Below are 22,429 nucleotides of genomic sequence, written 5' to 3' on the forward strand. Positions count from 1 at the left end.
TGGTCGTGATCATCGTACGGCGGCGACACGGTCGTAGACGATCCGTACTTCGTCCGGGGTGAGTCCGTGCAGCGAGTCGCGCAGCACCCGGGCAGGGCCGGGTTCCACGGTCGTCTCGCAGGGCACCACGAGCACCGCGGCGCCGGCCGACTCCGCCGCGCGGGTGCCGGTCGGCGAATCCTCCACGGCGAGGCACTCCTCGATCGGCACGCCGAGCAGCTCGGCCGCGCGCAGGTAAGGGTCCGGGTCGGGCTTACCGCGGGGCACCTCGTCCCCGCACACCGTGACGTCGAAGAAGTGTCGCCCGATGACGTCGAGCGCGGACTCGGTGAGGTCGCGCTCGGTGTTGGTCACCAGCGCCATCGGCAGGCCGGTGGCGCGCAGCTCGGTGAGCGCCGCGTGCGCGCCGGGCCGCCACACCAGGCCCTCGGCGAACAGCTCCGCCGTGCGCGCCGACAGGTACGCGGCGGTCTCGGCCTGGTGATCGGGGTCGGGCGGGAGGCCGAGGTCGGCGAACAGCAGGTCCATCGTGCGGGCCATGTTCGAGCCGACCATGGCCTCACGGGCGGCGGCGGACAGCTCGCCGCCCAGCTTCCGCGCGGTGTCCTGCAGGGAGATCGTCCAGACCTTCTCCGAGTCGACGAGCGTCCCGTCCATGTCCCACAGGACGGCCGCAGGGAGCTCGGGACGCATCAAGCCTCCGGTTCGTAGGCGAGGTTGGGGCGCAGCCAGTGCTCCACCTCGTCGATCGACGCGCCGCGCCGGCGCGCGTAGTCCTCGACCTGGTCGCGGCCGATGCGCCCGACGCTGAAGTACCGCGCGGCCGGGTGCGCGAAGATCAGGCCGCTCACCGCGGCGGCGGGGGTCATCGCGAACGACTCGGTGAGCCCCATGCCGGCCTTCTCCGCGCCGAGCAGGTCGAACAGCTCCCGCTTCTCGGTGTGGTCGGGGCTGGCCGGGTAGCCGAACGCCGGGCGGATGCCGCGGAACCGCTCGGCGTGCAGGTCCGCCAGGTCCGGCTCGGCGTCCGGCTCGAACCACTCGCGGCGGGCCCGCAGATGCAGCCACTCGGCGAACGCCTCGGCGAGCCGGTCGGCCAGCGCCTTCACCATGATCGAGCGGTAGTCGTCCTGCGCGGCCTCGTAGCGGGCGGCGAGCTCCTCGGCGCCCTGGACGGAGACCGCGAAGCCGCCGAGGTGATCACCGGACGGCGCCACGTAGTCGGCGAGGCAGCGGTTGGGGCGGCCGTCCGGCTTGGCGGTCTGCTGGCGCAGCATCGGGAACCGCACCCCGTCGACGACGATGTCGTCGCCCTCGCTGTGCGCGGGCCAGAACCCGTACACCCCGCGAGCGCGCAGCGAGCCGGCGGCGACGATCTCGTCGAGCAGCTGCTGGGCGTCGTCGTAGAGGTCCTTCGCGACCGGGTTCTCCAGGATCTTCGGGAACCTGCCCTTCAGCTCCCAGGCCAGGAAGAAGAACGTCCAGTCGATCATCTCGCGCAGCTCGGCGATCGACGGCTCCACTTGGTGCACGCCGGTGAACGCCGGCACCGGCAGGTCGTCGAACGCGACCCGCTCGGCGTTGGCGCGGGCCTGCTCGAGGGTCAGCAACGGGGTCGAGACCCGCCGCTCGTGCTCGGTGCGCAGCCGCTCCTGCTCGGCGCGGTTCTCGGCGGCCAGCACGGCGGCGCGCTCGGGGTCGAGCAGCGCCGACACCACCCCGGTGACCCGGGAGGCGTCCAGGACGTGGACGGTGGTGCCGTCGTAGGCGGGCGCGATGCGCACCGCGGTGTGCTGGCGGGACGTGGTGGCACCACCGATGAGCAGCGGCAGCCGCATCCCGCGCCGCTGCATCTCCCCCGCGACCGAGACCATCTCGTCCAGCGACGGGGTGATCAGTCCGGACAGGCCGATCACGTCGGCGCCCTCGGCGATCGCGGTGTCGAGGATCTTCTCCGCGGGCACCATCACGCCCAGGTCGATCACCTCGTAGTTGTTGCAGCCCAGGACGACGCCGACGATGTTCTTGCCGATGTCGTGCACGTCGCCCTTCACGGTGGCGAGCACGACCTTGCCGTTGCCGCGCGGGGTCTCGCCGTCCGCGATCCCGGCCTGCTTCTCCGCCTCCATGAACGGCTCGAGGTAGGCCACGGCGCGCTTCATCACCCGCGCGCTCTTGACCACCTGGGGCAGGAACATCCGGCCGGACCCGAAGAGGTCGCCGACGATCTTCATGCCGGCCATCAGCGGGCCCTCGATGACCTCCAGCGGCCGGGCGGCCTGCCGGCGGGCCTCCTCGGTGTCCTCCTCGATGAAGTCCACGATGCCGTGGACCAGCGCGTGCGCGAGCCGCTCCTCGACGCTGCCCTCGCGCCAGCTCAGGTCGATCTCGCGCTTGGTGGCTTTGCCCTCGATCGTGCCGGCGTGCGCCACGAGCCGGTCGGTGGCGTCCGGGCGGCGGTCGAACAGGACGTCCTCGACCAGCTCCAGCAGGTCCTTCGGGATGTCCTCGTACACCGCGAGCTGGCCGGCGTTGACGATCCCCATGTCCAGCCCGAGCGGGATCGCGTGGAACAGGAACGCCGAGTGGATGGCCTCGCGCACCACGTCGTTGCCGCGGAAGGAGAACGACAGGTTCGAGATGCCGCCGCTGGTGCGGGCGCCGGGACAGCGCTCCTTGATCCGCGGCAGCGCGTCGAGGAACGCCTTGCCGTAGCCGTTGTGCTCCTCGATGCCCGTGGCGATCGCCAGGACGTTCGGGTCGAAGATGATGTCCTCTGGTGGGAACCCGATGCTCATGAGCAGGTCGTAGGCGCGCCCGCAGATCTCGACCTTGCGGTCGGCGGTGTCGGCCTGGCCGTGCTCGTCGAACGCCATGACGACCACGCCCGCGCCGAAGTCGCGGATGCGCCGGGCGTGCTCCAGGAAGACCTCCTCGCCCTCCTTGAGGCTGATCGAGTTGACCACGCCCTTGCCCTGGACGCACTTCAGCCCGGCCTCGAGCACGCTCCACCGGGAGCTGTCGATCATGATCGGGATCCGGGCGATCTCCGGCTCGGTCGCGATCAGGTTGAGGAAGGTCGTCATCGCCTGCTCGCTGTCGAGCAGGTCGGCGTCCATGTTGACGTCGAGCATGTTGGCGCCGCCGCGCACCTGCTCCAGCGCGACCTCGACGGCGCCCTGGTAGTCGCCCGATTCGATCAGCGTGCGGAACCGCTTGGACCCGGTGACGTTGGTCCGCTCCCCGATCATGACGAAGCCGGTGTCCGGCCCGATCGAGAACGGCTCGAGGCCGGAGAAGCGGGTGGTGCGCCGGATCCGCGGCACCGGCCGCGGTGGCATGCCGCGCACGGCCTCGGCGATCCGCGCGATGTGGTCGGGGGTGGTCCCGCAGCAGCCGCCGACGATGTTGACCAGCCCGTCCTCGGCGAACTGGCGCAGCTGGGCCGCGGTCTGCTCGGGGGTCTGGTCGTAACCACCGAACGCGTTGGGCAGCCCGGCGTTCGGGTGGCTCGCGGTGTACGTGCCCGCCAGCCGCGCCAGGTCCGCGACGTGCGGGCGCATCTCGGCCGCGCCCAGCGAGCAGTTCACGCCCACGATCAGCGGATCCGCGTGCTCGATCGAGGTCCAGAACGCCTCGACGGTCTGGCCGGACAGGGTGCGGCCGGACCGGTCGACGATCGTCACCGAGATCCACAGCGGCAGGTCGGGCGCCACCTCGCGAGCCGCCGAGACCGCAGCCTTCACGTTGAGCGTGTCGAAGATCGTCTCGAACAGCAGCAGGTCGACGCCGCCCTCGGCCAGCGCCGCGATCTGCTCGGCGTAGGTGTCGCGGACCTGGTCGAACGTCACCGTGCGGTAGGCCGGGTCGTCGACCTTCGGCGAGAGCGACAGCGTGACGTTGAGCGGGCCGACCGAGCCGGCGACGAACCGCCGGGTGCCGGTGCGCGCGCCGATCTCGTCGGCGGCCCGCCGGGCCAGCCGGGCACCCTGCAGGTTCATCTCGCGCACCAGGTGCTCCAGGTCGTAGTCGCCCTGGGCGATGCCGGTCGCGGTGAACGTGTTGGTCGTGGTGATGTCGGCCCCGGCCTCGAGGTAGCGCCGGTGGATGTCCAGCACCAGATCGGGCCGGGTGATGTTCAGCAGGTCCGGGTCGCCGGTGACGTCGCGGGGATGGCCGGCCAGCCGCTCGTCGCGGTAGTCGACGGGCCCGAGCCCGGCCGACTGCAGCATCGTGCCCCAGGCGCCGTCCAGGATCCCCACCCGGCGCTCCAGCAACTCGCGCAGGTCGTCGGCCGGATTCGTCATGCTCGATGCCTCCCGCGGTCGGATTCGTGGGAGGCGCCCTTGTGCTGTCGTCCTGGCGCGGTTCGAGCGTGGCGGGTGGCACCCTCCACCACCCGTTGCAGCGCCTCTCGACCGCGGTGTCGATGGTAGCGACCCACCTCACGGCGCACGTCGACCGGACATGCCCCGACCGGCACAGCGCCGACGGGCCTCGCGCCCGTAGGCTGGACCGATGAACCGCGATCCGGAGACACCGGGGGGCGAGGCGGCCGAGGGTGGGCTGCCCCGTCTCGTCGATCCGGTGCTGGTTGCCGCCTTCGAGGGCTGGAACGACGCCGGGGAGGCCGCGAGCACCGCCGTCGAGCACCTGGAGCTGGCCTGGGACGCCAAACCCCTGGGCAGCATCGATCCCGAGGAGTACTACGACTTCCAGGTCACCCGGCCGCACATACGGCTCTCCGGCGGTGTCACGCGGCGCATCGAGTGGCAGACCACCCGGCTGTCCTACGCGGAGATCCCCGGCACGGGGAAGCACATCGTGCTCGTCAGCGGCATCGAGCCGAACATGCGGTGGCGGGCGTTCTGCCGGGAGATCCTCGACTGGGTGGAGAAGCTGGGTGTGACGAAGGTCATCACCCTCGGCGCCCTGCTCACCGACATCCCGCACACCCGGCCGACGGCGATCAGCGGGATCTCGTTCGACCGCGCGTCCGCGGGTCGGATGCGCGTCGAGCCGTCCACGTACGAGGGCCCGACGGGCATCGTCGGGGTGCTGCAGAACGCGTGCGTCGAGGCCGGCGTCCCGGCCGTCTCGTTCTGGGCATCGGTGCCGCACTACGTCTCGCAGGCCCGGGTGCCCAAGGCGACGGTCGCGCTCCTGCAGGTCCTGGAGGAGCAGCTGGACGTCGAGGTGCCCCTGGGCATGCTGCCCGAGCAGGCCGAGGAGTGGGAGCGCACGGTCTCGGAGATGGCCGAGGCCGACGACGAGGTGCGCGAGTACGTCCGCCAGCTGGAGGAGCAGGCCGAGGCCGAGGCCGACCTGCTGCCCGAGGCCGACGGGGAGACCATCGCCGCCGACTTCGAGCGCTACCTGCGCCGGCGCGGGGCGGGAGGCGCGGCCAACTGAGCCGAGCGACGTTCCGGGCCCGCGCGGCCGCCGGGGGCCTGTACGCCGGCGCCTTCCTCGGACCGTTCGGCGGCGGGATCACCGCCGCGATGCTGCCCGAGCTGGGGGCGACCTACGGGGTCACGCCGGCGACGGCCGCGGCCTCGATCACGTCGTACCTGCTGCCCTTCGCGGGCCTGATGCTCGTCTCCGGCACGCTGGGCGAGCGCTGGGGCCGCCGCCGCGCCGTCGTGATCGGGTACGTGGTCTACGCGGTGGCCGCGCTCGCCGCGGTGGTCGCGCCGACGTTCGAGCTGTTCCTGGCCGCCCGGGTCGTCCAGGGCGCCGCGAACGCGTTCACCACGCCGCTGCTGCTCGCGGCCGTGGGGGCCACCGCGGCGCCCGGACGGCTCGGGCGGGCCCTGGGCTGGTTCGGGTCGCTGCAGTCCGCCGGGCACACGTCCGCACCGCTGCTGGGCGGGCTGGCGGCCGAGGTGGACTGGCGGTGGGCGTTCGTCGGGGTGGCCGTGTCGTCGGCGGTCCTGGCCGTCGTGGGCATCCCGCACACCGATCCAGGGCCGCGGACCGGGCTGGCCGCCGCGCTGCGCTCCGCGGTCCGGCCCGAGGTGCTGCGCCTCGGCCTCGTCGCCGCCGTCGGGTGGGGGCTGGTCGCGGGGCTGGCGTTCCTCGTGGCACTGCGGCTGGAGGACGCGTTCGCCGTCTCCGCCGGCACCCGCGGGCTGGTGCTGACTGCGCTCGGCGTCGTCGGGCTGCTGTCGGCGCGGCTGGTCGGCGGGGCCGTGGACCGGATCGGGCCGCGGCGCACCGTACTCATCGGGACCGCGCTGGGCGCGTTCGTCGTGGCGGGCGCCGGGCTGGCCCCTGCGGTCGGGCTGATCGCGGCGATCTGGGCGCTGGGCGGGCTCGCCGGGCAGCTGCTGCTCGTCGGGGTCAACTCGATCGTCCTCGCGCCCGGACGGGAGAACGCGGGCGGCGCGATGTCGGTCGTGCAGGCGGTGCGGTTCAGCGGCATGGCGCTCGCCCCGGCGGTGATCACCCCGATCTACCGCACCGACCCGCTCGCGGCCTTCCTCGTCCCGGCGCTGCTGGTAGCGGTCGTCGTGCCGCTCGCCCTCCCCCGGCCGAACCGTCCGCGCGTCGAGGATGGCGCCGTCGCGGAGTGACGCGCTCCGCGACCTCGGCGACGTCATCCCCGACGCGGTCAGCCCCGGGAGTACGGCACCGCGTGGCGCTGCAGGACCGACAGGTCGACCCAGTCGAGCATGCTCGCGTGGGTGGCCTCCAGCACCACCGGCGGCGCCACCCCGGCCTCGTACGCCTCGACCCAGCGGTCCGCGCACACGCACCAGCGGTCCCCCGGCTTGAGCCCGGCGAAGCCGAACTCCGGGCGCGGTGTGGACAGGTCGTTGCCCTGCGCCGCGGAGAACTCGAGGAACTCCGCGGTCATCTGGGCGCACACGGTGTGCACGCCGACGTCCTCCGCGCCCGTCTCGCAGCAACCGGTGCGGTAGAAGCCGGTCATCGGATCGGTCGAGCAGGTCTGCAGCTCTCCGCCGAGCACGTTGCGCGCCATGGGAGGAAGCCAACCAGAACGGGTACGTGCCGCGCATGAGTGAACCGGACCGTCTCGACCAGCTGCGCCCGATCGACCCCGAGCCCCCGCGCCCGCCCGGAGCGCCCGACCTGGACCTGGACGTCCCGCCGCCGGACCCCGAGAGGGAGGTCCTGATGCCCGAGGACGAGGACGTGGTCGACGACAGCAACATCCCCGAGCCGCCGGACTGACGGCCCGAGGAGCGCTGGCGGGCTCGAGCAGCGGATCCGCTCGCGCACCCGCGCACCAGCCCCGCCGAGGAGGCCGTGACCGGGCCGCGAGCCAGCGGATCGCCGGACCAGCGGCCGCAGCGCTCCTAGCAGGACGGCCAGGGGCTGCCGAGGTGCCGCGCAGCGGGCGAGCCCGCGCACGCCAACCCCGATGCACACCAGACGTTGATCATGCCACGCTCGCCGTCGGGGCTACCCGGCCGGCTGAGTCGCACCTCAGCCACCGAGCGACGCGGCCGCCTCGGCCAGGGGCCGCCGCGCGCGTCATGAGGCGTCAGCCGGCGGCGTTCTCCTGGGGGAGGATCCACGGGTAGCAGTGGGCGGGATGGGCATCCGACTTCTCGTGCGGCACGCGCGGTGACGAGTCGAGCCCCTCCTCGGCCGGCTTCCAGCCGCGCCTGGTCCCCAAGGGTGCCCGGCGCACCGCCGGTCCGGACGAAGTGGTCAACTCGCTGTGCGCGGGTGGGATGACGGTGTGTGCCATCGGTCAGCATCACCCGCCGCACGCGGCGCCAGTCGTCGCACGAGACGATCTCGACGGCCACCGACGCAGTCACCGACCAGGTCAACCGCAGCGTCGTGAGCACCGCAGGCCCGGCTGCTGGAGGAGATCCAGCCGATCCGGTACGTCGACGCCTCGGTGGTGGCGGTCCGCGACAGCCACCACGTGCGCAACAAGGCTGTCCACCTCCCCGTCGGGGGCCTGGACGGGTTCACACACTCGTGCTCGGCATCGGGGTCCACACCGGCAGGTGGCGCGACGTTCCTGGCCGGGGTCTGCGCCGAGCTGCGCAACCCGCGGCGTGCACGATGTGCTGATCGTCTGCTGCGTTCGCCCTGACCGGCTTCCCTGAAGCGGTCGAGGCCACAGCAGTGATCGACGCCGCCTCAGACGCCCGTGCACCTGATCCGGGCGGCGATGCGGTTCGATCTGCTACGCCGACCGCAACCGGGTGGCGGCGGCGGCGGTCAAGCCGATCTGCACCGTGGCGGTCGTCCTCTCGCCCTGTTCGGCATGACCGCACTCGCCGGCGCGGTGTCGGCCGCGCAACCCGCCCTACTTCCACCGCCCGCGCGGGGTGCTGAGGTCATGCTCGAACGACTCGCAGCCACGGCGAAGGGGAAAGACAGGGGCCACAGCCAGAGGCAGCGCCGCAAGCACGACCACAGACACGGACACACCGGCGGCGGCTCCAACGGCGGAGGCAGCGACTGCGCCCCGCTGTGCGACGACAGCCGCCGCGCAACGGCTGCACCCCCGCTCTCCGACGGCGAAGAGGACCCCTCACCTCCGACGAGCCACCGGACGGGGTGCCCCTTCGGCATGGCGCTGGCGCACACCCTCCACTACGGTGCCTTCGCCCTCTGCGATCAAGACCTGGCCCGAGCAGCGATCGAGCAGGCTCGCTTCCACACATCTCCGACAAGCGCCCACAAGCAGGGCACTTCACGTGACTCCACGGCGTAGGTCTCGCATCCGAGATGTCCCTCCATCACCGATGCGCCCCACGATCGCGCGGTTCAGGTCCAGCTGTGGTTGCGCATCACTCATCACCTCCTTCCCCGGGCTTGCGCTGATCACCGACACACCACGAGCCCTCCCGGCTCACGTCCAGCTGTGGTTGCGCATCACTCGCTCCCTCCTTCCCCGGGCTTGCGCTGATCACCGACACACCACGAGCCCCGCCGGCTCACGTCCAGCTGTGGTTGCGCATCACTCGCTCCCTCCTTCCCCGGGCTTGCGCTGATCACCGACACCACGAGCCCCGCCGGCTCACGTCCAGCTGTGGTTGCGCACCGCTCATCACCTCCATCCCCGGGCCAGTGCTGATCACCGACACCACGAGCCCTCCCGGCTCACGTCCAGCTGTGGTTGCGCACCGCTCATCACCTCCATCCCCGGGCCAGTGCTGATCACCGACACCACGAGCCCTCCCGACTCACGTCCAGCTGTGGTTGCGCACCGCTCATCACCTCCATCCCCGGGCCAGTGCTGATCACCGACACCACGAGCCCTCCCGACTCACGTCCAGCTGTGGTTGCGCATCACTCGCTCCCTCCTTCCCCGGGCCAGTGCTGATCACCGACACCACGAGCCCCGCCGGCTCACGTCCAGCTGTGGTTGCGCATCACTCGCTCCCTCCTTCCCCGGGCCAGTGCTGATCACCGACACACCACGAGCCCCGCCGGCTCACGTCCAGCTGTGGTTGCGCATCACTCGCTCCCTCCTTCCCCGGGCTTGCGCTGATCACCGACACCACGAGCCCTCCCGGCTCACGTCCAGCTGTGGTTGCGCACCGCTCATCACCTCCATCCCCGGGCCAGTGCTGATCACCGACACCACGAGCCCTCCCGACTCACGTCCAGCTGTGGTTGCGCACCGCTCATCACCTCCATCCCCGGGCCAGTGCTGATCACCGACACCACGAGCCCTCCCGACTCACGTCCAGCTGTGGTTGCGCACCGCTCATCACCTCCATCCCCGGGCCAGTGCTGATCACCGACACCACGAGCCCTCCCGACTCACGTCCAGCTGTGGTTGCGCATCACTCGCTCCCTCCTTCCCCGGGCCAGTGCTGATCACCGACACCACGAGCCCTCCCGGCTCACGTCCAGCTGTGGTTGCGCACCGCTCATCACCTCCATCCCCGGGCCAGTGCTGATCACCGACACCACGAGCCCTCCCGACTCACGTCCAGCTGTGGTTGCGCACCGCTCATCACCTCCATCCCCGGGCCAGTGCTGATCACCGACACCACGAGCCCTCCCGACTCACGTCCAGCTGTGGTTGCGCACGGATGCCTCCTCTCACCGCGCTGTTGACATGATCAACTAAATGGACGCGGCGTACGATTACCCCATACGGCGTTAGACCCTTCCACCGTTCGCCGCACATACCGCTGGGTCGCCTGATCATCTGTCCGGTTTGGCTGCGCTTGGCAGGCTATTCCAGACGGGTGATGGCGGAACCATTCGTAAAGAGGTGGAGAAGGGCGTGAACCAGCGCTTCGCGCCGTGTTCTTCAGCAACACCCGGAGTGCTCCCGGTCACACCTTCATGCGTGCCGCGAGGTGTGCCGGCTTCGTCGAGCGGTCTCGACGACGACCGGGATCCGCGCAGACGCATGGTGACGGTCCGCGCGCAGTGTGTCACGGTTTGTGTTGCGTACGCAGCAGTCTTGCTCCTGCAGCGGCGCTGGTCGGCTACAGTCGTCCTGATGACCAAGGGGGGCGGGTAGGGATGCATGACGGGCCGTCGACGCCGGATGCGTCGTCGAAGCGCCCGCTGCTGCTGTGGCATCCCCGCCGCTGGCCCATCTGGGAGATGCCCTCGCATCTCCTCGTGTCGATCTTCGTGGTCGAAGCGGCCATGGCGGCCATCGCCGTCATCGTCGTGCTGCGGGCAACCATCCCGACGCCGCACGAGTACATCGAGGCCGCGACCATAGCCGGGCTCGCGCTGTTCACGACCGAGCTCGGGAAGCAGATCGAGCGAAGACGGCTCCGCCTGACCGTTCCCCACCACATCGAATTCTCGGGTGTGTGGACGTTCTGTGCGGCGCTCGCACTGCCGTTGGTGCTGACCATCCCGGTGGTGGCGCTGATCCAGTTCCACCTGTGGTGGCGCACGGGTCGGCCGCGCGTGGCGTACTACCGCAGCGCGTTCACCATGACCACCGTGCTGCTGGCCTGCGTGGCCGCAGCGACCGTCCAGGAGGCGCTCTCACCGGAGCTGCCACCGAGCAACGTGCTGAGCATCGCCGTCGCGCTGCTGGTCTACACCACCGTCAACACGGGGCTGGTGTCCGGGGCGATCGCGATGAGCAGTCCCCAGCCCTCGCTGGCGGTCGCCCTGGGGTCGTGGGAAGACCACCTCATGGAGCTGTCCACGCTGTCGCTGGGCGCGATGGCGGCGACCGCGCTGAACATCCACCCGGCGCTGTGCCTGCTCGTCCTCGTGCCGATGGTCGTGCTGCACCGGTCAGCGCCGCTGCGGCAGCTGCGGGCCGCGGCCGAGACCGACAGCAAGACGGGCCTGCTCAACCCCGCCACGTGGGCCACCCGGGCCATGCTGGCCCTCAAGAACTCGCAGACCGCCGGGCACGCCGCCGGCATGCTGGTCATCGACGTCGACTACTTCAAGCGGATCAACGACACCTACGGTCACCTCGTCGGTGACCAGGTGCTGCAGGCGATGGCCGACGCGCTGCGCCTGCAGACCCGCGACGGCGACGTGATCGGGCGATTCGGCGGCGAGGAGTTCGTCGTGTTGCTGCCCAACCTGCACGGTGAGGCAGAAGAGCTGCGCGCCGCCGCGGAGCGCATCCGTGAGTTCGTCGCTCACCGCCAGATCACCGTGAACACGGCCGACGGGCCGTTGACCGTCGGACCGTTGACGGTGTCGATCGGTGGGAGCATCACCACCGCGATCATCGACGACCAGGCCGGGTTCGACACCCTGCTGCGCGCCGCCGACGACGCTCTCTACGTGGCGAAGGCCAACGGTCGCAACCAGGTGCGGATCGCCGGCGAGACGGACGACCGCAGCAACGTCAGCGTCCCGGCCATCACGTAGGAGCCGCAGAGTTCGGGCCGCCTAGCGACACTGCCCTGGGCTGGTGCGCGGGAGCCGAAGCCGTTGGTGCTGCGTTGCGCACGGCCCGTCGCGACGCCCGGACCGGGTCGCGCCAGGAGCGCCCGCCGATCACGGTGCTCGGCTCAGGGCTCGGGACTCGGTGTCTCCCCTCGGGGTCAGTGGCGGTCGCTGGGCAGGGATTGGTCCGGGCAGTCGGCCAGCACGTGGGGCAGCGCGTCGCGCTCGGCCGGGGTGACCCACAGCCGTTGGCGGTGCTCGACCGCGCTCTGCCGGCCACGTAGCTGCAGCGGAACGGCTGCGCCGGGGGCAGCCCAGCTGGCCGCGTCGACGTCGCCCTTCGGCCTGGCTGACCGCGCCCTCGACGGCCCGCAGGTGCGCGGATCGTTGGCCAGCTGCTCCCGCTGCTCGAGCGTGAGTTGCCGCGCGCCGGTCCGCCAGCGCGACGACTGGTCGATCTGCACGTCGTCGCTGGTGGTCGCCGCACGCAGGAACGGCCCGGGCGCGGGTGCAGACCCGCGTGCCGGGCACCAGCACGCAGCGTCCGCGCAGCACCTCGTCGATCAGGTCGCGGGCGAGCACGTCGTTGCGGGTCCCAGTCGCTCGATGACCTCGAGGACGGGAAGCCGCCTGGCCGCCGCCGCGCTCACCCCGGCGGGTGCGGCCCGGTCGATGGGGGCGGTGCGGAGTACGGGCCTTCGGCGTCGGGGGAGTTCGGGGCGGTGTGTCGTCCTCGGGCGCGCGCCCACGACACCGCGGTCGCCGCCGAGACGAGCAACCCGAATCCGGCGGCAGCGGCGATCGCGGTCGCCGGCGAGGTGCCGTCGGCAAGCGCCCCGCCGCCGACGACCGCCAACCCCTGGGTGGCGATCATGGCGGAGCCCGCCAGGCCGAGGGCTTGGCCGCGTTCGGCGTCCGGGGTGCGCCGGACGAAGCTGGCCTGACTCTGCAGCACGTAGGCGCCGGCCAGCGCGCCGGAGACCGTCCAGAGCACGAACGCCGCCGGGAAGGACGGCACGGCGATCGTCGGCAGCAGCGGGACCCCGGTCAGCACGGCGATCACCCCGACCAGGCGGTCCCGGCTGGCCAGCGGCATGAACCGGACGAACGCCCAGGCCCCGAGCATGCTGCCCAGCGGCCCGGCGGCCATGAGGAGTCCTGCCTCGGTGGCCCCGGCCCCGATCTGCGCGGTGTAGGGCACCGCCAGCGCCTCCGGGACGATGTAGCAGCCGACCACCAGCGCCATCACCACCAGGGCCCGGCGGGCACGATCACGCATCAACGCACGCATGCCGTTGATGACCTGGGCCCGCGCCGAGACCGGTTCACCACCGTCACCGGTCGCGAGAGGTCGCTCGCGCGGTGCGGTGCCGAACCGGACCAGCAGCGCCGAGACCGCGAACAGGACAGCCGCGATCAGCAGCGTGCCGGTCGGGGCGACCAGGGCGACGACGATCCCGCCGAGCCCGAACCCGCCGACCTGGGCGAGCTGGTTGGTGATCTGCCGCAGCGCCAGCCCGAGCTCGTAGCGTTCGCCGAGGATCTGCGGCAGCAGCGCCCCTTGGGCAGCGGTGTGCGGGGCGCGCAGCAGCACGATCGCGACCACCAACGCCGCGACCACCGCCACGGGCAGCCCGGGCACCGCCATCACCGCGACGAGCACGGCGCGCACCGCATCGGCAGCCACCATGATCGTGCGGCGGCGGTAGCGGTCGGCGGTCCAGGACAGCAGCACCCCGCCGAGCACCGAAGGCACCATCGTCAACGCATAGGTGACGGTGGCCGCCGCGGCCGACCCGGTGCGCGCGAACACCAGCACCGACACGGCGACCCGGACCAGCTGGTCACCGACCACGGACCCGCACTCGGCGGCCCAGACCGCCCGGAACTCGCCGATGCGCAGCAGGGACAGGAAACCCACCCGCCGCTGCATGATCCTCCCGCCGCCGTGCCGGGGCCCATTGTGCCGGAGGCGCCATCCGCACTCCGCCACTTCGCGCAACGAACTCACGACGCGCTCCTTGCGGGCCAGTGGTTCGCCCAGCTCGCCCAGCTCAGCGAGCCCTACCGGTGGGGCGCGACCGGGCCGGGCGCGTTCGACAGCTCCGGGCTGATGCTGCGCGCGTTCGCCGCCGCGGGGATCACCCGCCGCGCACTTCGCTCCCCCTCCCCGGTTCACGGGCCTCGTGGTCCGCGCCCGCAACCCCGCCGACCCCGCCTCCATCCACCACGTCGCCCTCCACCTCGGCGACGACCAGATCCTCGAGGCCCCGCAGGCCGGCAAGCCGCTGCGGATCCACGCCGCTGCTCCACCGAGAACCGGGCAGCTCGCCGCGGTCGACGCGGGGTTCGCGCAGTCGTCGACGCCGCCCGCCCGCAACACCCGAACGAGCTGGAGGCCACCACACCGCCACCGGCCGATCGGAAACCTGCACCGTCTGGCCCGACGGCACCGTCACGCCCACACGCCCCGCCCGCCCCGCCGCCGCGAGGGCGTCGCGGCCGCACCGGTGGGCGCAAACCCCTGCTGTCGCTCGCCCTCGCCGCCGCCCTGGCCGCCGTGCTCGTCGGGTCGGCCGTCGCGGTCGCCACCCAGCTGCACCCGCGCACCACACCGCTCGAACCCCCGGTCACCGCACACGCCGCCCCGCTCCCCGCACCGCGGCCCCGTCGCGCAACCGCCCAGGCTCACGAGCAGCGCCCGACGGCCTGCCGGCACCGACCCCCGGCCCTGGTTCGGTGCGCCACGGCGGCAGCGCCGGTGCCGCACCTGCCCGAGGTCACGGTGCCCGACCCGGCAGCCACCACCACCCGCGCGCCGACACCCCCGCCGCAGCCACCGCAGCACCGACACCTCACCCACGACCGCACCCGCACCACGCGCCACGACCCGGGCCGTCCCACCGGCTCGTCCGGACCCGGCGCTGCAGGGGGATCGGGGCCGGATCATCGACGGGTTCGGCACCTGCCTCGAGGCCACCGCCACCACGCCCGGCACCTGGTCGTGCCTGTCGGATCACCCCGACCAGACCTGGGCCCGCACCCCCGCCGGACAGCCGGTCACCACCGCCGGCTGCCTGGTTGCCGTCGCACCAGCGACCCGACACAGCGGTGGACCTCCGCCGACCGGCTCATCCGTCGACGCCGCCACCGGCGAGTGCGCCCTCGTCCGCCCAGCCGACGGGCACCGTCACCGTCCCGTGCGGCAGCACCACGGAAGCCACCACCCAGGTCGTCCACCCCGGTTGAACGGCCTCAGCGTCGGGCTGACCGCGTCGCCAGGACGTGGTGGACGGACCGGTGGCGAGCCCTCACAGGGCGATGCCGAGCAGCGCGTCCACCGCATCGCGCACCAGCCGCGGGGCGGCTGGGTCGGTGCCCCGCCGCTCCAGCGCCTCCGCCACCCAGGCGTCGACGGCGGCCAGCGCGGACGGGGTGTCGAGATCGTCGGCCAGGTGCGTGCGCAGCCGCTGGACGAGGTCCTCCGCGGCCGGGCCCGTGTCCAGCGCAACGGCCTCCCGCCAGCGGGCCAGCCGCCGCTCGGCCTCGGTGAGCAGCTGGGGGGTCCACTCGCGGTCGGTGCGGTAGTGCCCGGAGATCAGCGCGGCGCGCACCGCGTTCGGATCGACCCCGTCCGCCCGCAGCTTCGAGACGAACACCAGGTTGCCGCGCGACTTCGACATCTTCTCGCCGTCGAGGCCGATCATGCCGGCGTGCGTGTAGTGCCGGGCGAACGGCGCCACCCCGGTGAGCGCCTCGGCGTGCGCGGCCCCGCACTCGTGGTGCGGGAAGATCAGGTCGGAGCCGCCGCCGTTGAGGTCGATCTGCGGGCCGAGCCGGTTCAGCGCGATCGCTGCGCACTCGATGTGCCAGCCGGGCCGGCCCGTGCCCAGTGCGGACTCCCACGACGGCTCGCCCTCCCGGGCCATCCGCCACAGCAGCGGATCGAGCGGGTGCCGCTTGCCCGGCCGCTCGGGGTCGCCGCCGCGCTCGGCGGCCAGCCGCAGCATCGTCTCCTCGTCGTAGCGGGACTCGTAGCCGAACCGCCCCGTAGCGGTGATGTCGAAGTAGACGTCGGGGTACTCGGGATCGTCGACCCGGTAGGCCGCACCCCCGGCCAGCAGCTTCTCGACGAGCTCGGCGATCTCGCTCATCGCCTCCACGGCGCCGATGTAGTGCCGCGGCGGCAGCACCCGCAGCGCCTCCATGTCCTCGCGGAACAGCGCCGTCTCGCGCATGCCCAGGACCACCCAGTCGTCCTGGTCGCGGGCGGCCCGCTCGAGCAGCGGATCGTCGATGTCGGTGACGTTCTGGACGTAGTGGACGTCGTGCCCGAGATCCCGCCAGAGCCGGTTGACCAGGTCGAACGCCAGGTAGGTCGCGGCGTGCCCGAGGTGGGTGGCGTCGTAGGGAGTGATGCCGCAGACGTACATCGTCGCCGTGGCGCCGGGCGCCGTCGGTCGGACGCGGTCGGTCGCGCGGTCGTAGAGCCGCAGCGGTGGCCCCTCACCGGCCAGGACGGGGATGTCGACGGCTGCCCAGGTCTGCATAGACACAACTTACGTCGTCACTCCCGCCACCATTCCCGGTCCACGCGCGCCTCGATGTCCCGGACGTGGTGACGGGCGCACTCCGGGCACAGCCAGCTGGTGGTTCCGCCCTCGTGCGCGCTCGACCAGGCCAGCGCCGTGTGGTCCTGCGGATCCCGACGCCGTCCGCACCGGACGCACACCTGGACGTCATCGGTGTTCGATCCGGACATGTCCGACAGTGTGCCCCGTGAACCGTGCCCCGTGAACGCTGCGCCGGACATGCTTGACGCGCGCGTAGACTGCGAGCTATTAGACCAAACATCTAGCCCCAACATCTAGACCGGAGGTGCGATGGCAGCGGTGATCGGCCTCGACGTCGGCGGTTCGTCCACGCGGGCCGTGCGCAGCGTCGACGGAGCCGTCGTCGGGGAGGCGGAGGGCGACGGCGCCAACATCGCGGCCGTCGGCGATCAGGTCGCGGGCACCCGGCTCGGCGAGGTGCTCGCCGCCGTCGGAACCGACGGGATCGACGCGGTCTGCGCCGGCGCGGCGGGGGCCGACTCCCCCGTCACCGTGGCGACCGTCCGCGACCTGATCGCCGCGCACGTGCCCGGGGCGCGGGTCGAGGTCGTGCACGATGCCCGGCTCGTCCTCGCCGCGGTCGGGCGCGACGCCGGTGTGGCGCTGATCAGCGGCACCGGCTCGGCCGCCTGGGGCGCGGCACCCGACGGGCGGCACGCCCGGGCCGGCGGCTGGGGCCACCTGCTCGGCGACGAGGGCAGCGCGTACCAGGTCGCGCTCGACGCCGTGAGGCACGCTCTGCGGCTGCTCGACCGCGGTGCGCCGGTCGACCCGCTGACGGCGGCGCTGGTGACCGACTGCGGCGTCGCGCACCGCACACTGCTGGTCGACCACGTCTACCAGGTCCCCGACAAGCGGTACTGGGCCCGGCGGGCAGGCGTCGTGGCCGCGCTGGCCGAGCGCGGCGACCCTGCTGCGCGCCAGATCATGGAGTCGGCCGCGCAGGCGCTGGCGGCGCTCGCCCGGCAGGTGCTCGACCGGCTCGGCATCGCCGGCCCGGTCGTCGTCGCCGGCGGGTTCGCCACCCACCATCCCGCACTGCTCGACGCGGTCCGCGCACACCTGCCCGGCACCGCCGTCGAGCTCCTGCCGGTCGCACCCGTGCACGGCGCGGTGCGACTCGCCGAACGACTCGCCGCGGGGGTGACACCGTGACCGCCGGAGTAGACCAACGGACCGGCGCACACCGGCCGGGTGAGCTCATGGCTGCCGAGATCGCCGAACAGCCCGCCGTCTGGCGCCGCTTCCTCGCCGACGGGGCCGAGGCCGGGCTCGCCGCCGCGGCGACCGCGATCCGGGCCCGGCACCCCCGCACGGTCGTGCTGGTCGCCCGCGGCACCAGCGACCACGCCGCCCTCTACGCGAAGTACCTGGTCGAGATCGAGCTGCAGCTGCCCGCCGGACTCGGCTCGCCGTCCACGATGACCGCCTACGGCGCCCGCCCCGACCTGCGCGACGTGCTCATGATCGGGGTGAGCCAGTCCGGCGGCTCCCCCGATCTCGTGCGCTGCCTGGAGATCGGCCGGGCGGGCGGCGCGCTGACCGTCGCCGTCACCAACAACGCGGGATCACCGCTCGCGACCGCGGCCCACCACCACGTCGACGTGCTGGCCGGGCCCGAGCGCGCGGTGGCCGCTACCAAGTCCTACACCGCCCAGCTGCTCGCGCTGCACGAGCTGCTCATGGCCGTCCGCGACGGCGCACCCGCCCCCGCGGCCCTGCCCGATCTCGGAGCGGGACTGATCGAGCAGGACGCGGCGATCGCTGCGCTCGCCGTCCGCTACCGGTTCGCGCAGCGGTTGCTCACCACCGGCCGTGGCTACTCCTACGCCACCGCGCGCGAGGCCGCGCTCAAGCTGATGGAGACCGCGTACGTGTCGGCGCAGGCGTTCTCCGGGGCCGATCTGCTGCACGGCCCGCTCGCGCTGGTCGACCCGCAGGTGCCGGTGCTCGCCGTCGTCGCCGAGGGGATCGGCGGGGACGCCATGCAGGCCACGCTCGCCCGGCTGCGCGAGCAGGACGCCGACGTGTGCGTGATCGGGCGACCGGCTGCCGTCGAGGCCGCCGCCGCGGGCGTGGCCCTGCCCGGTGGGCTGCCGGAACGGCTGTCGCCGATCCTGGAGATCCTTCCGCTGCAGCAGCTGGCGCTGCACGTCGCCGTCGGCCGCGGCGGCGACCCGGACGCCCCCCGCGGGCTGCGCAAGATCACGGAGACCCTGTGACCGACCCTGATCGAGACGGCGAGCGCACGGTGCTGGTGGCCGGCACGGTGGTCGCGCTGGGCACCGCGGCACCCGGGTGGGTCGCCGTCGAGGGCGAGCGCATCGCCGCCGTCGGCCACGGCGCTCCCCCGCCCGGCGGCACCCGGCGCGATCTCGGCGCCGGCGCGGTGATCGTTCCGGGGTTCGTCGATCAGCACGTCCACGGTGGCGCAGGGGCCGCGTTCACCGGCGGCGACCCGGCCGAGGCGCTGCGCGCCGTGCAGTTCCACCGGGCGCACGGGACCACGACGACCCTCGCCAGCCTCGTCGCGGCGTCACCGGCCGAACTGCGCCGGGACGTCGCCGCGCTCACCGAGCTGGTCGCCGACGGCGAGCTGGCCGGCGTCCACCTCGAGGGCCCGTGGCTGGCCACCGCCCGCTGCGGCGCCCACGATCCGCGGCAGCTGCGCGACCCGGACCCGGCCGAGCTGGCCGCGCTGCTGGCCACCGGCGTCGTCCGCATGGTCACCCTCGCCCCGGAGCGAGCCGGTGGGCTCGAGGCCGTCCGCCGGATCGTCGACGCCGGCGCGATCGCGGCGGTCGGGCACACCGACGCCAGCTACGCGCTCACCCGTGAGGCGATCGCCGCGGGCGCGCGGGTCGGCACGCACCTGTTCAACGCGATGGCGCCGGTGCACCACCGCGAGCCCGGCCCGGCGATCGCGCTGCTGGAGGACCCGCGGGTGGTGGTGGAGCTGGTCACCGACGGGCTGCACGTCCATCCGGCGCTGTGGCGGCACGTCCTCGCGGCCGCCGGCCCGGACCGGGTCGCCGCGGTGACCGACGCGATGGCCGCGGCCGGCATGCCCGACGGCGACTACCGGCTGGGCGCGCTGCGGGTCACCGTCACCGACCGGGTCGCGCGGGTGGCCGGCCCGGACGGCGCGTCCGGCCCGATCGCGGGCAGCACCGCCACCACCGCAGACCTGTTCGCCCGGCTGGTGGCGGAGGCACGGCTGCCGCGCGCCGAGGCGCTGGCGCAGGCCGTCGCGCTCACCGCGACCACCCCGGCCCGGGTGCTCGGGCTCGCCGACGAGGTGGGGGCGCTGGCGTCCGGGCTGCGCGCCGACGTCGTCGTCCTCGACGAGGGGGCGGACGGGTGGCTGCGGGTGCGCGAGGTGCTGCGCGCGGGCCGGATCGTCGAAGAAGTACTCCCGCGGGCGTAGCCGGGGTGTCACCCGCGGGCCGATGTGCGGTGAGCCGGCCGCGCGAACCATCGGGCGGCATGAACCTGCAGCTCTCCCCCGGGACCCGCAAGGTCGCGCTCGTCGCGCACGTGTGGTCGGTCGGGGCGTGGATCGGGCTCGACGCGGCGAAGTCCCTGCTCATCGCGGTCGGGCTGCTCGGCGGTGACCGCGGTGCGGTGGCCCTCGCCTACCGCGCGCTCGGTACGTTCCTCGGTGCGCCGCTGATCGTGGCGAGCACAGCGGCGCTGATCACCGGCCTGCTGCTGGGCGTCGGCACCCGCTGGGGCCTGCTGTCCTACTGGTGGGTGGCCGCGAAGCTGGTGATCACACTGGTGCTGGTGACGCTGGTGTGCACGGTGCTCGCCCCGATGCTGCCCGCCGTCGCCGCGTACGGGGACGCGCTGGCTGCCGGGGCCGTCTCGGCGCCGGCGGACGTCACCGACCTCGTCTACCCGGCGATCGTGGCGCCGCTGTCGCTGCTCACCACGACGCTCCTGTCCGTGGTGAAGCCGTGGGGCCGGATCCGGCGCGGTGCGGCCCAGCCTGCTCAGCGCCGGGTGCGCAGGTAGTCCGCCACCACTTCGGCGCCGAGCCCGTCGAGGCTGGGCGCCACGACGCGGCCGTTGCACCGGCGGGCGAGGCCGTCCATGAACGCGGCGAGCCGCGGATCGTCGCCGAGCACGAAGAAGGTGATCGACGCCTGCAGCCCGGTGAGCCGGTCCAGCTCGGCCACGGTGGCGCGCAGGGTCTGCGGGCTCGTCGGCCAGTCGAACACGGCGTGCCCGTCGGGTTCGAGGTGGGCGGTCGGCTCGCCGTCGGTCACGATGTGCACGACCGGCTGCGCGTCGGGGTTGCGGCGCAGGTGGCGACCGGCCAGCAGCAGCGCGTGGTGCAGGTTGGTGCCCTGCTCCCACACACCCTCGAGGCCGATCAGCTCCCCCAGCTCGACCTCGCGGGCGTGCCGGCCGAACGTGACGAGCGTGAGGTCGTCGCCGCGGAACCGGGTCGAGATGAGGTGGTGCAGCGCGAGCGCGGTGCGCTTCATCGGCACCCAGCGGCCGTCCTGCACCATCGACCACGACGTGTCCACGCACAGCGCCACCGCGGCGCGGTGGCGGGTCTCGGTCTCGACGATCTCGACGTCGGTGACGTCGAGCGCGCGCTCGTCCCCGGTGGCCCGGCGCAGCTGCGCGTTGAGCAGGGTGCGCGGCACGTTCCAGGCCTGGGTGTCGCCGAACTGCCACGGCCGGGTGGCGCCGGTCGGTTCGCCCGCGGCGCCGGCGCGGCGGTTCTCCCGCTCGCCGCGACGGCCACCGATCCGGTCGACGATCTCCCGCAGCACCGAATCGCCGAGCCGGCGCAGCGCCTTCGGCGACAGCTGCAGCGATCCGTCGGGGGCACGCTCGAACAGGCCCTGACGCTCCAGCTCGCGCTGCAGCTCCATCAGTGCCTGGACGTCGACGCGGCCCTCCTCGCCGAGGTGGCGCTCGACGGCGTCGAGATCGATGTCCTCCAGCCGGGCACCCGGGTAGCTCTGGGCGAGCTGCTCGGCGAGCGCGTCGAGCTGGCCGAGCTCCTCCATGGCGCGGGTGGCCTCGCCCATGCCCATGGGGTTCTCGCCGCGGAAGCGGCCGGACCCGTCCCAGTCCTCGCCGGGGCGCAGGGCCTGCAGCTGGGCGTCGAGCTGCGCGAGCGACCGGGCGAGCCGCGGGTCGCCGAAGGCCTGCTGGGCCAGCTCCATGAGCTCGGCACGCTGCTCGGCGGACAGCGAGTTGAGCAGCCGCTGCGCGGCGGCGGCGCGGGCGGCGAGCAGATCGATCAGCTCGTCGGTGTTCTGCGGGCCCTCCGGGAAGAAGTCGCCGTGCTTGCGCATGAACTCGGCGAACCGCTCGGTGGTGTCCTGCCCGGCGGCGTGCTCGGCGAGCAGCTGGTTGAGATCGTCGAGCATCTCCCGGACGCGCTCGACGTCCTCCGGCGTGGCGCCCTCCAGCGCCTGCTTCATGCCCTGGAAGCGCTGCGCCAGCAGCTCACGCCCGAGCAGGTCGCGGATGCGGTCGTAGGCCTGCTGCGCCGTCGGCGAGCGGAAGTCGTAGTCGGCCAGCTCGCGGACCGCCCCGCCGGTGTCGGACGGGAGCGCGTCGAGCTGCATCTCGCGGAACCGCGCGTCGTCGCCGTCGTCGCGGGCGAGCGCGTCGCGTTCGGCGTCGAGGGCCTGGCGCAGCAGCTCGCGGACCTCCTCCAGAGTGCCGTCGAGCCGGTTCTCCCGCTGCAGCCTGCGGCGGCGCTCCCAGACCTGGCGGGTCAGCTCGTCGAGCCCCCGGCGGCCCTGGAGGCCGCGGCGCAGCAGCTCCTGCAGGGCGGACCGGGGCGAGGAGCCCTCCATGACGTCCCGGCCCATCTCGTCCAGCGCAGCCCGGAGGTCGAGCGGCGGGGCGAGCGGATCTGGTCCGTCGACGTAGGGGCCGTAGGAGTAGCGGCGACCGGCTCTGCGCACGCATCCGACGCTACGCCGGGTCGACCGCCGGCGCTGCGAAAAATC

The 22,429-nt window shown here is 73.1% G+C and carries 18 protein-coding genes; 8 read left to right on the forward strand and 10 right to left on the reverse strand.

What is annotated here, in order from left to right:
- Positions 1–9: 9 nt before the first annotated feature.
- Both BUE41_RS00990 and metH read right to left on the reverse strand, forming a co-directional pair.
- Positions 10–693 (reverse strand): HAD family hydrolase, encoded by a 684-nt coding sequence (locus BUE41_RS00990; RefSeq protein WP_073454895.1) that lies wholly within the window; start codon positions 691–693, stop codon positions 10–12.
- Complete coding sequence (gene metH / locus BUE41_RS00995) at positions 693–4,307, reverse strand: methionine synthase (RefSeq protein WP_073454896.1); 3,615 nt, start codon at positions 4,305–4,307, stop codon at positions 693–695. The genes BUE41_RS00990 and metH overlap by 1 nt, the downstream gene beginning before the upstream one ends.
- 211 nt (positions 4,308–4,518) lie before the next feature.
- On the opposite strand from metH, the gene BUE41_RS01000 reads away from it, so the two are divergent.
- The gene (locus tag BUE41_RS01000; RefSeq protein WP_073454897.1) at positions 4,519–5,412 is read left to right on the forward strand and encodes a PAC2 family protein; all 894 of its coding nucleotides are present in this window, start codon (positions 4,519–4,521) and stop codon (positions 5,410–5,412) included.
- A gap of 38 nt (positions 5,413–5,450) precedes the next feature.
- A complete protein-coding gene (locus BUE41_RS01005) occupies positions 5,451–6,575 on the forward strand; it encodes an MFS transporter (protein WP_200803714.1) in 1,125 nt (374 codons plus the stop codon).
- A 38-nt stretch (positions 6,576–6,613) separates the two neighbouring features.
- Here the strand turns inward: BUE41_RS01005 and BUE41_RS01010 are convergent, their stop codons facing one another.
- Positions 6,614–6,985, reverse strand: coding sequence for a DUF2237 family protein (locus BUE41_RS01010; protein WP_073454898.1), 372 nt, complete (start codon positions 6,983–6,985; stop codon positions 6,614–6,616).
- A 35-nt stretch (positions 6,986–7,020) separates the two neighbouring features.
- On the opposite strand from BUE41_RS01010, the gene BUE41_RS30610 reads away from it, so the two are divergent.
- Positions 7,021–7,197, forward strand: a complete 177-nt coding sequence (locus tag BUE41_RS30610) for a hypothetical protein (RefSeq protein WP_159444834.1) — start codon at positions 7,021–7,023, stop codon at positions 7,195–7,197.
- 313 nt (positions 7,198–7,510) lie between these two features.
- Here BUE41_RS30610 and BUE41_RS32345 read toward each other — a convergent pair whose 3' ends face one another.
- Positions 7,511–7,645, reverse strand: a complete 135-nt coding sequence (locus tag BUE41_RS32345; RefSeq protein WP_268794426.1) for a hypothetical protein — start codon at positions 7,643–7,645, stop codon at positions 7,511–7,513.
- Between the two features lie 2,915 nt (positions 7,646–10,560).
- Here BUE41_RS32345 and BUE41_RS01020 point away from each other — a divergent pair.
- Positions 10,561–11,811, forward strand: a complete 1,251-nt coding sequence (locus tag BUE41_RS01020; protein ID WP_159444835.1) for a GGDEF domain-containing protein — start codon at positions 10,561–10,563, stop codon at positions 11,809–11,811.
- Between the two features lie 176 nt (positions 11,812–11,987).
- On the opposite strand, the gene BUE41_RS01025 is transcribed toward BUE41_RS01020, so the two are convergent.
- The 5 genes from BUE41_RS01025 to BUE41_RS01040 all read right to left on the reverse strand — a co-directional run bounded on the left by BUE41_RS01025 (position 11,988) and on the right by BUE41_RS01040 (position 16,591).
- The gene (locus BUE41_RS01025; RefSeq protein ID WP_073454901.1) at positions 11,988–12,293 is read right to left on the reverse strand and encodes a hypothetical protein; all 306 of its coding nucleotides are present in this window, start codon (positions 12,291–12,293) and stop codon (positions 11,988–11,990) included.
- Positions 12,294–12,475: 182 nt separating this feature from the next.
- Positions 12,476–13,750 (reverse strand): MFS transporter, encoded by a 1,275-nt coding sequence (locus BUE41_RS01030; RefSeq protein ID WP_234996864.1) that lies wholly within the window; start codon positions 13,748–13,750, stop codon positions 12,476–12,478.
- Positions 13,751–13,970: 220 nt separating this feature from the next.
- Positions 13,971–14,288, reverse strand: a complete 318-nt coding sequence (locus BUE41_RS29975) for a hypothetical protein (protein WP_143171900.1) — start codon at positions 14,286–14,288, stop codon at positions 13,971–13,973.
- Positions 14,289–15,140: 852 nt separating this feature from the next.
- A complete protein-coding gene (mshC, locus tag BUE41_RS01035) occupies positions 15,141–16,379 on the reverse strand; it encodes a cysteine--1-D-myo-inosityl 2-amino-2-deoxy-alpha-D-glucopyranoside ligase (RefSeq protein WP_073454903.1) in 1,239 nt (412 codons plus the stop codon).
- Between the two features lie 17 nt (positions 16,380–16,396).
- A complete protein-coding gene (locus BUE41_RS01040) occupies positions 16,397–16,591 on the reverse strand; it encodes a hypothetical protein (protein ID WP_073454904.1) in 195 nt (64 codons plus the stop codon).
- A gap of 121 nt (positions 16,592–16,712) precedes the next feature.
- Here BUE41_RS01040 and BUE41_RS01045 point away from each other — a divergent pair, with 121 nt between their 5' ends.
- Genes BUE41_RS01045 through BUE41_RS01060 form a run of 4 tightly spaced genes read left to right on the forward strand, consistent with a single transcriptional unit; the run spans position 16,713 to position 20,459 of the window.
- Positions 16,713–17,597, forward strand: a complete 885-nt coding sequence (locus BUE41_RS01045) for an N-acetylglucosamine kinase (protein ID WP_073454905.1) — start codon at positions 16,713–16,715, stop codon at positions 17,595–17,597.
- Positions 17,598–17,644: 47 nt separating this feature from the next.
- Positions 17,645–18,664, forward strand: a complete 1,020-nt coding sequence (locus BUE41_RS01050) for an SIS domain-containing protein (protein ID WP_073454906.1) — start codon at positions 17,645–17,647, stop codon at positions 18,662–18,664.
- Positions 18,661–19,869: an N-acetylglucosamine-6-phosphate deacetylase gene (locus BUE41_RS01055; protein WP_234996865.1), complete on the forward strand. Its 1,209-nt coding sequence runs from the start codon at positions 18,661–18,663 to the stop codon at positions 19,867–19,869. Before BUE41_RS01050 ends, BUE41_RS01055 begins: the two co-directional genes overlap by 4 nt.
- 59 nt (positions 19,870–19,928) lie before the next feature.
- Complete coding sequence (locus BUE41_RS01060) at positions 19,929–20,459, forward strand: hypothetical protein (protein WP_073454907.1); 531 nt, start codon at positions 19,929–19,931, stop codon at positions 20,457–20,459.
- On the opposite strand, the gene BUE41_RS01065 is transcribed toward BUE41_RS01060, so the two are convergent.
- Complete coding sequence (locus BUE41_RS01065) at positions 20,438–22,384, reverse strand: vWA domain-containing protein (RefSeq protein WP_073454908.1); 1,947 nt, start codon at positions 22,382–22,384, stop codon at positions 20,438–20,440. The genes BUE41_RS01060 and BUE41_RS01065 overlap by 22 nt on opposite strands.
- Between the last annotated feature and the right edge of the window lie 45 nt (positions 22,385–22,429).

This window comes from Pseudonocardia thermophila (assembly GCF_900142365.1).
Classification (GTDB): Bacteria; Actinomycetota; Actinomycetes; order Mycobacteriales; family Pseudonocardiaceae; genus Pseudonocardia; species Pseudonocardia thermophila.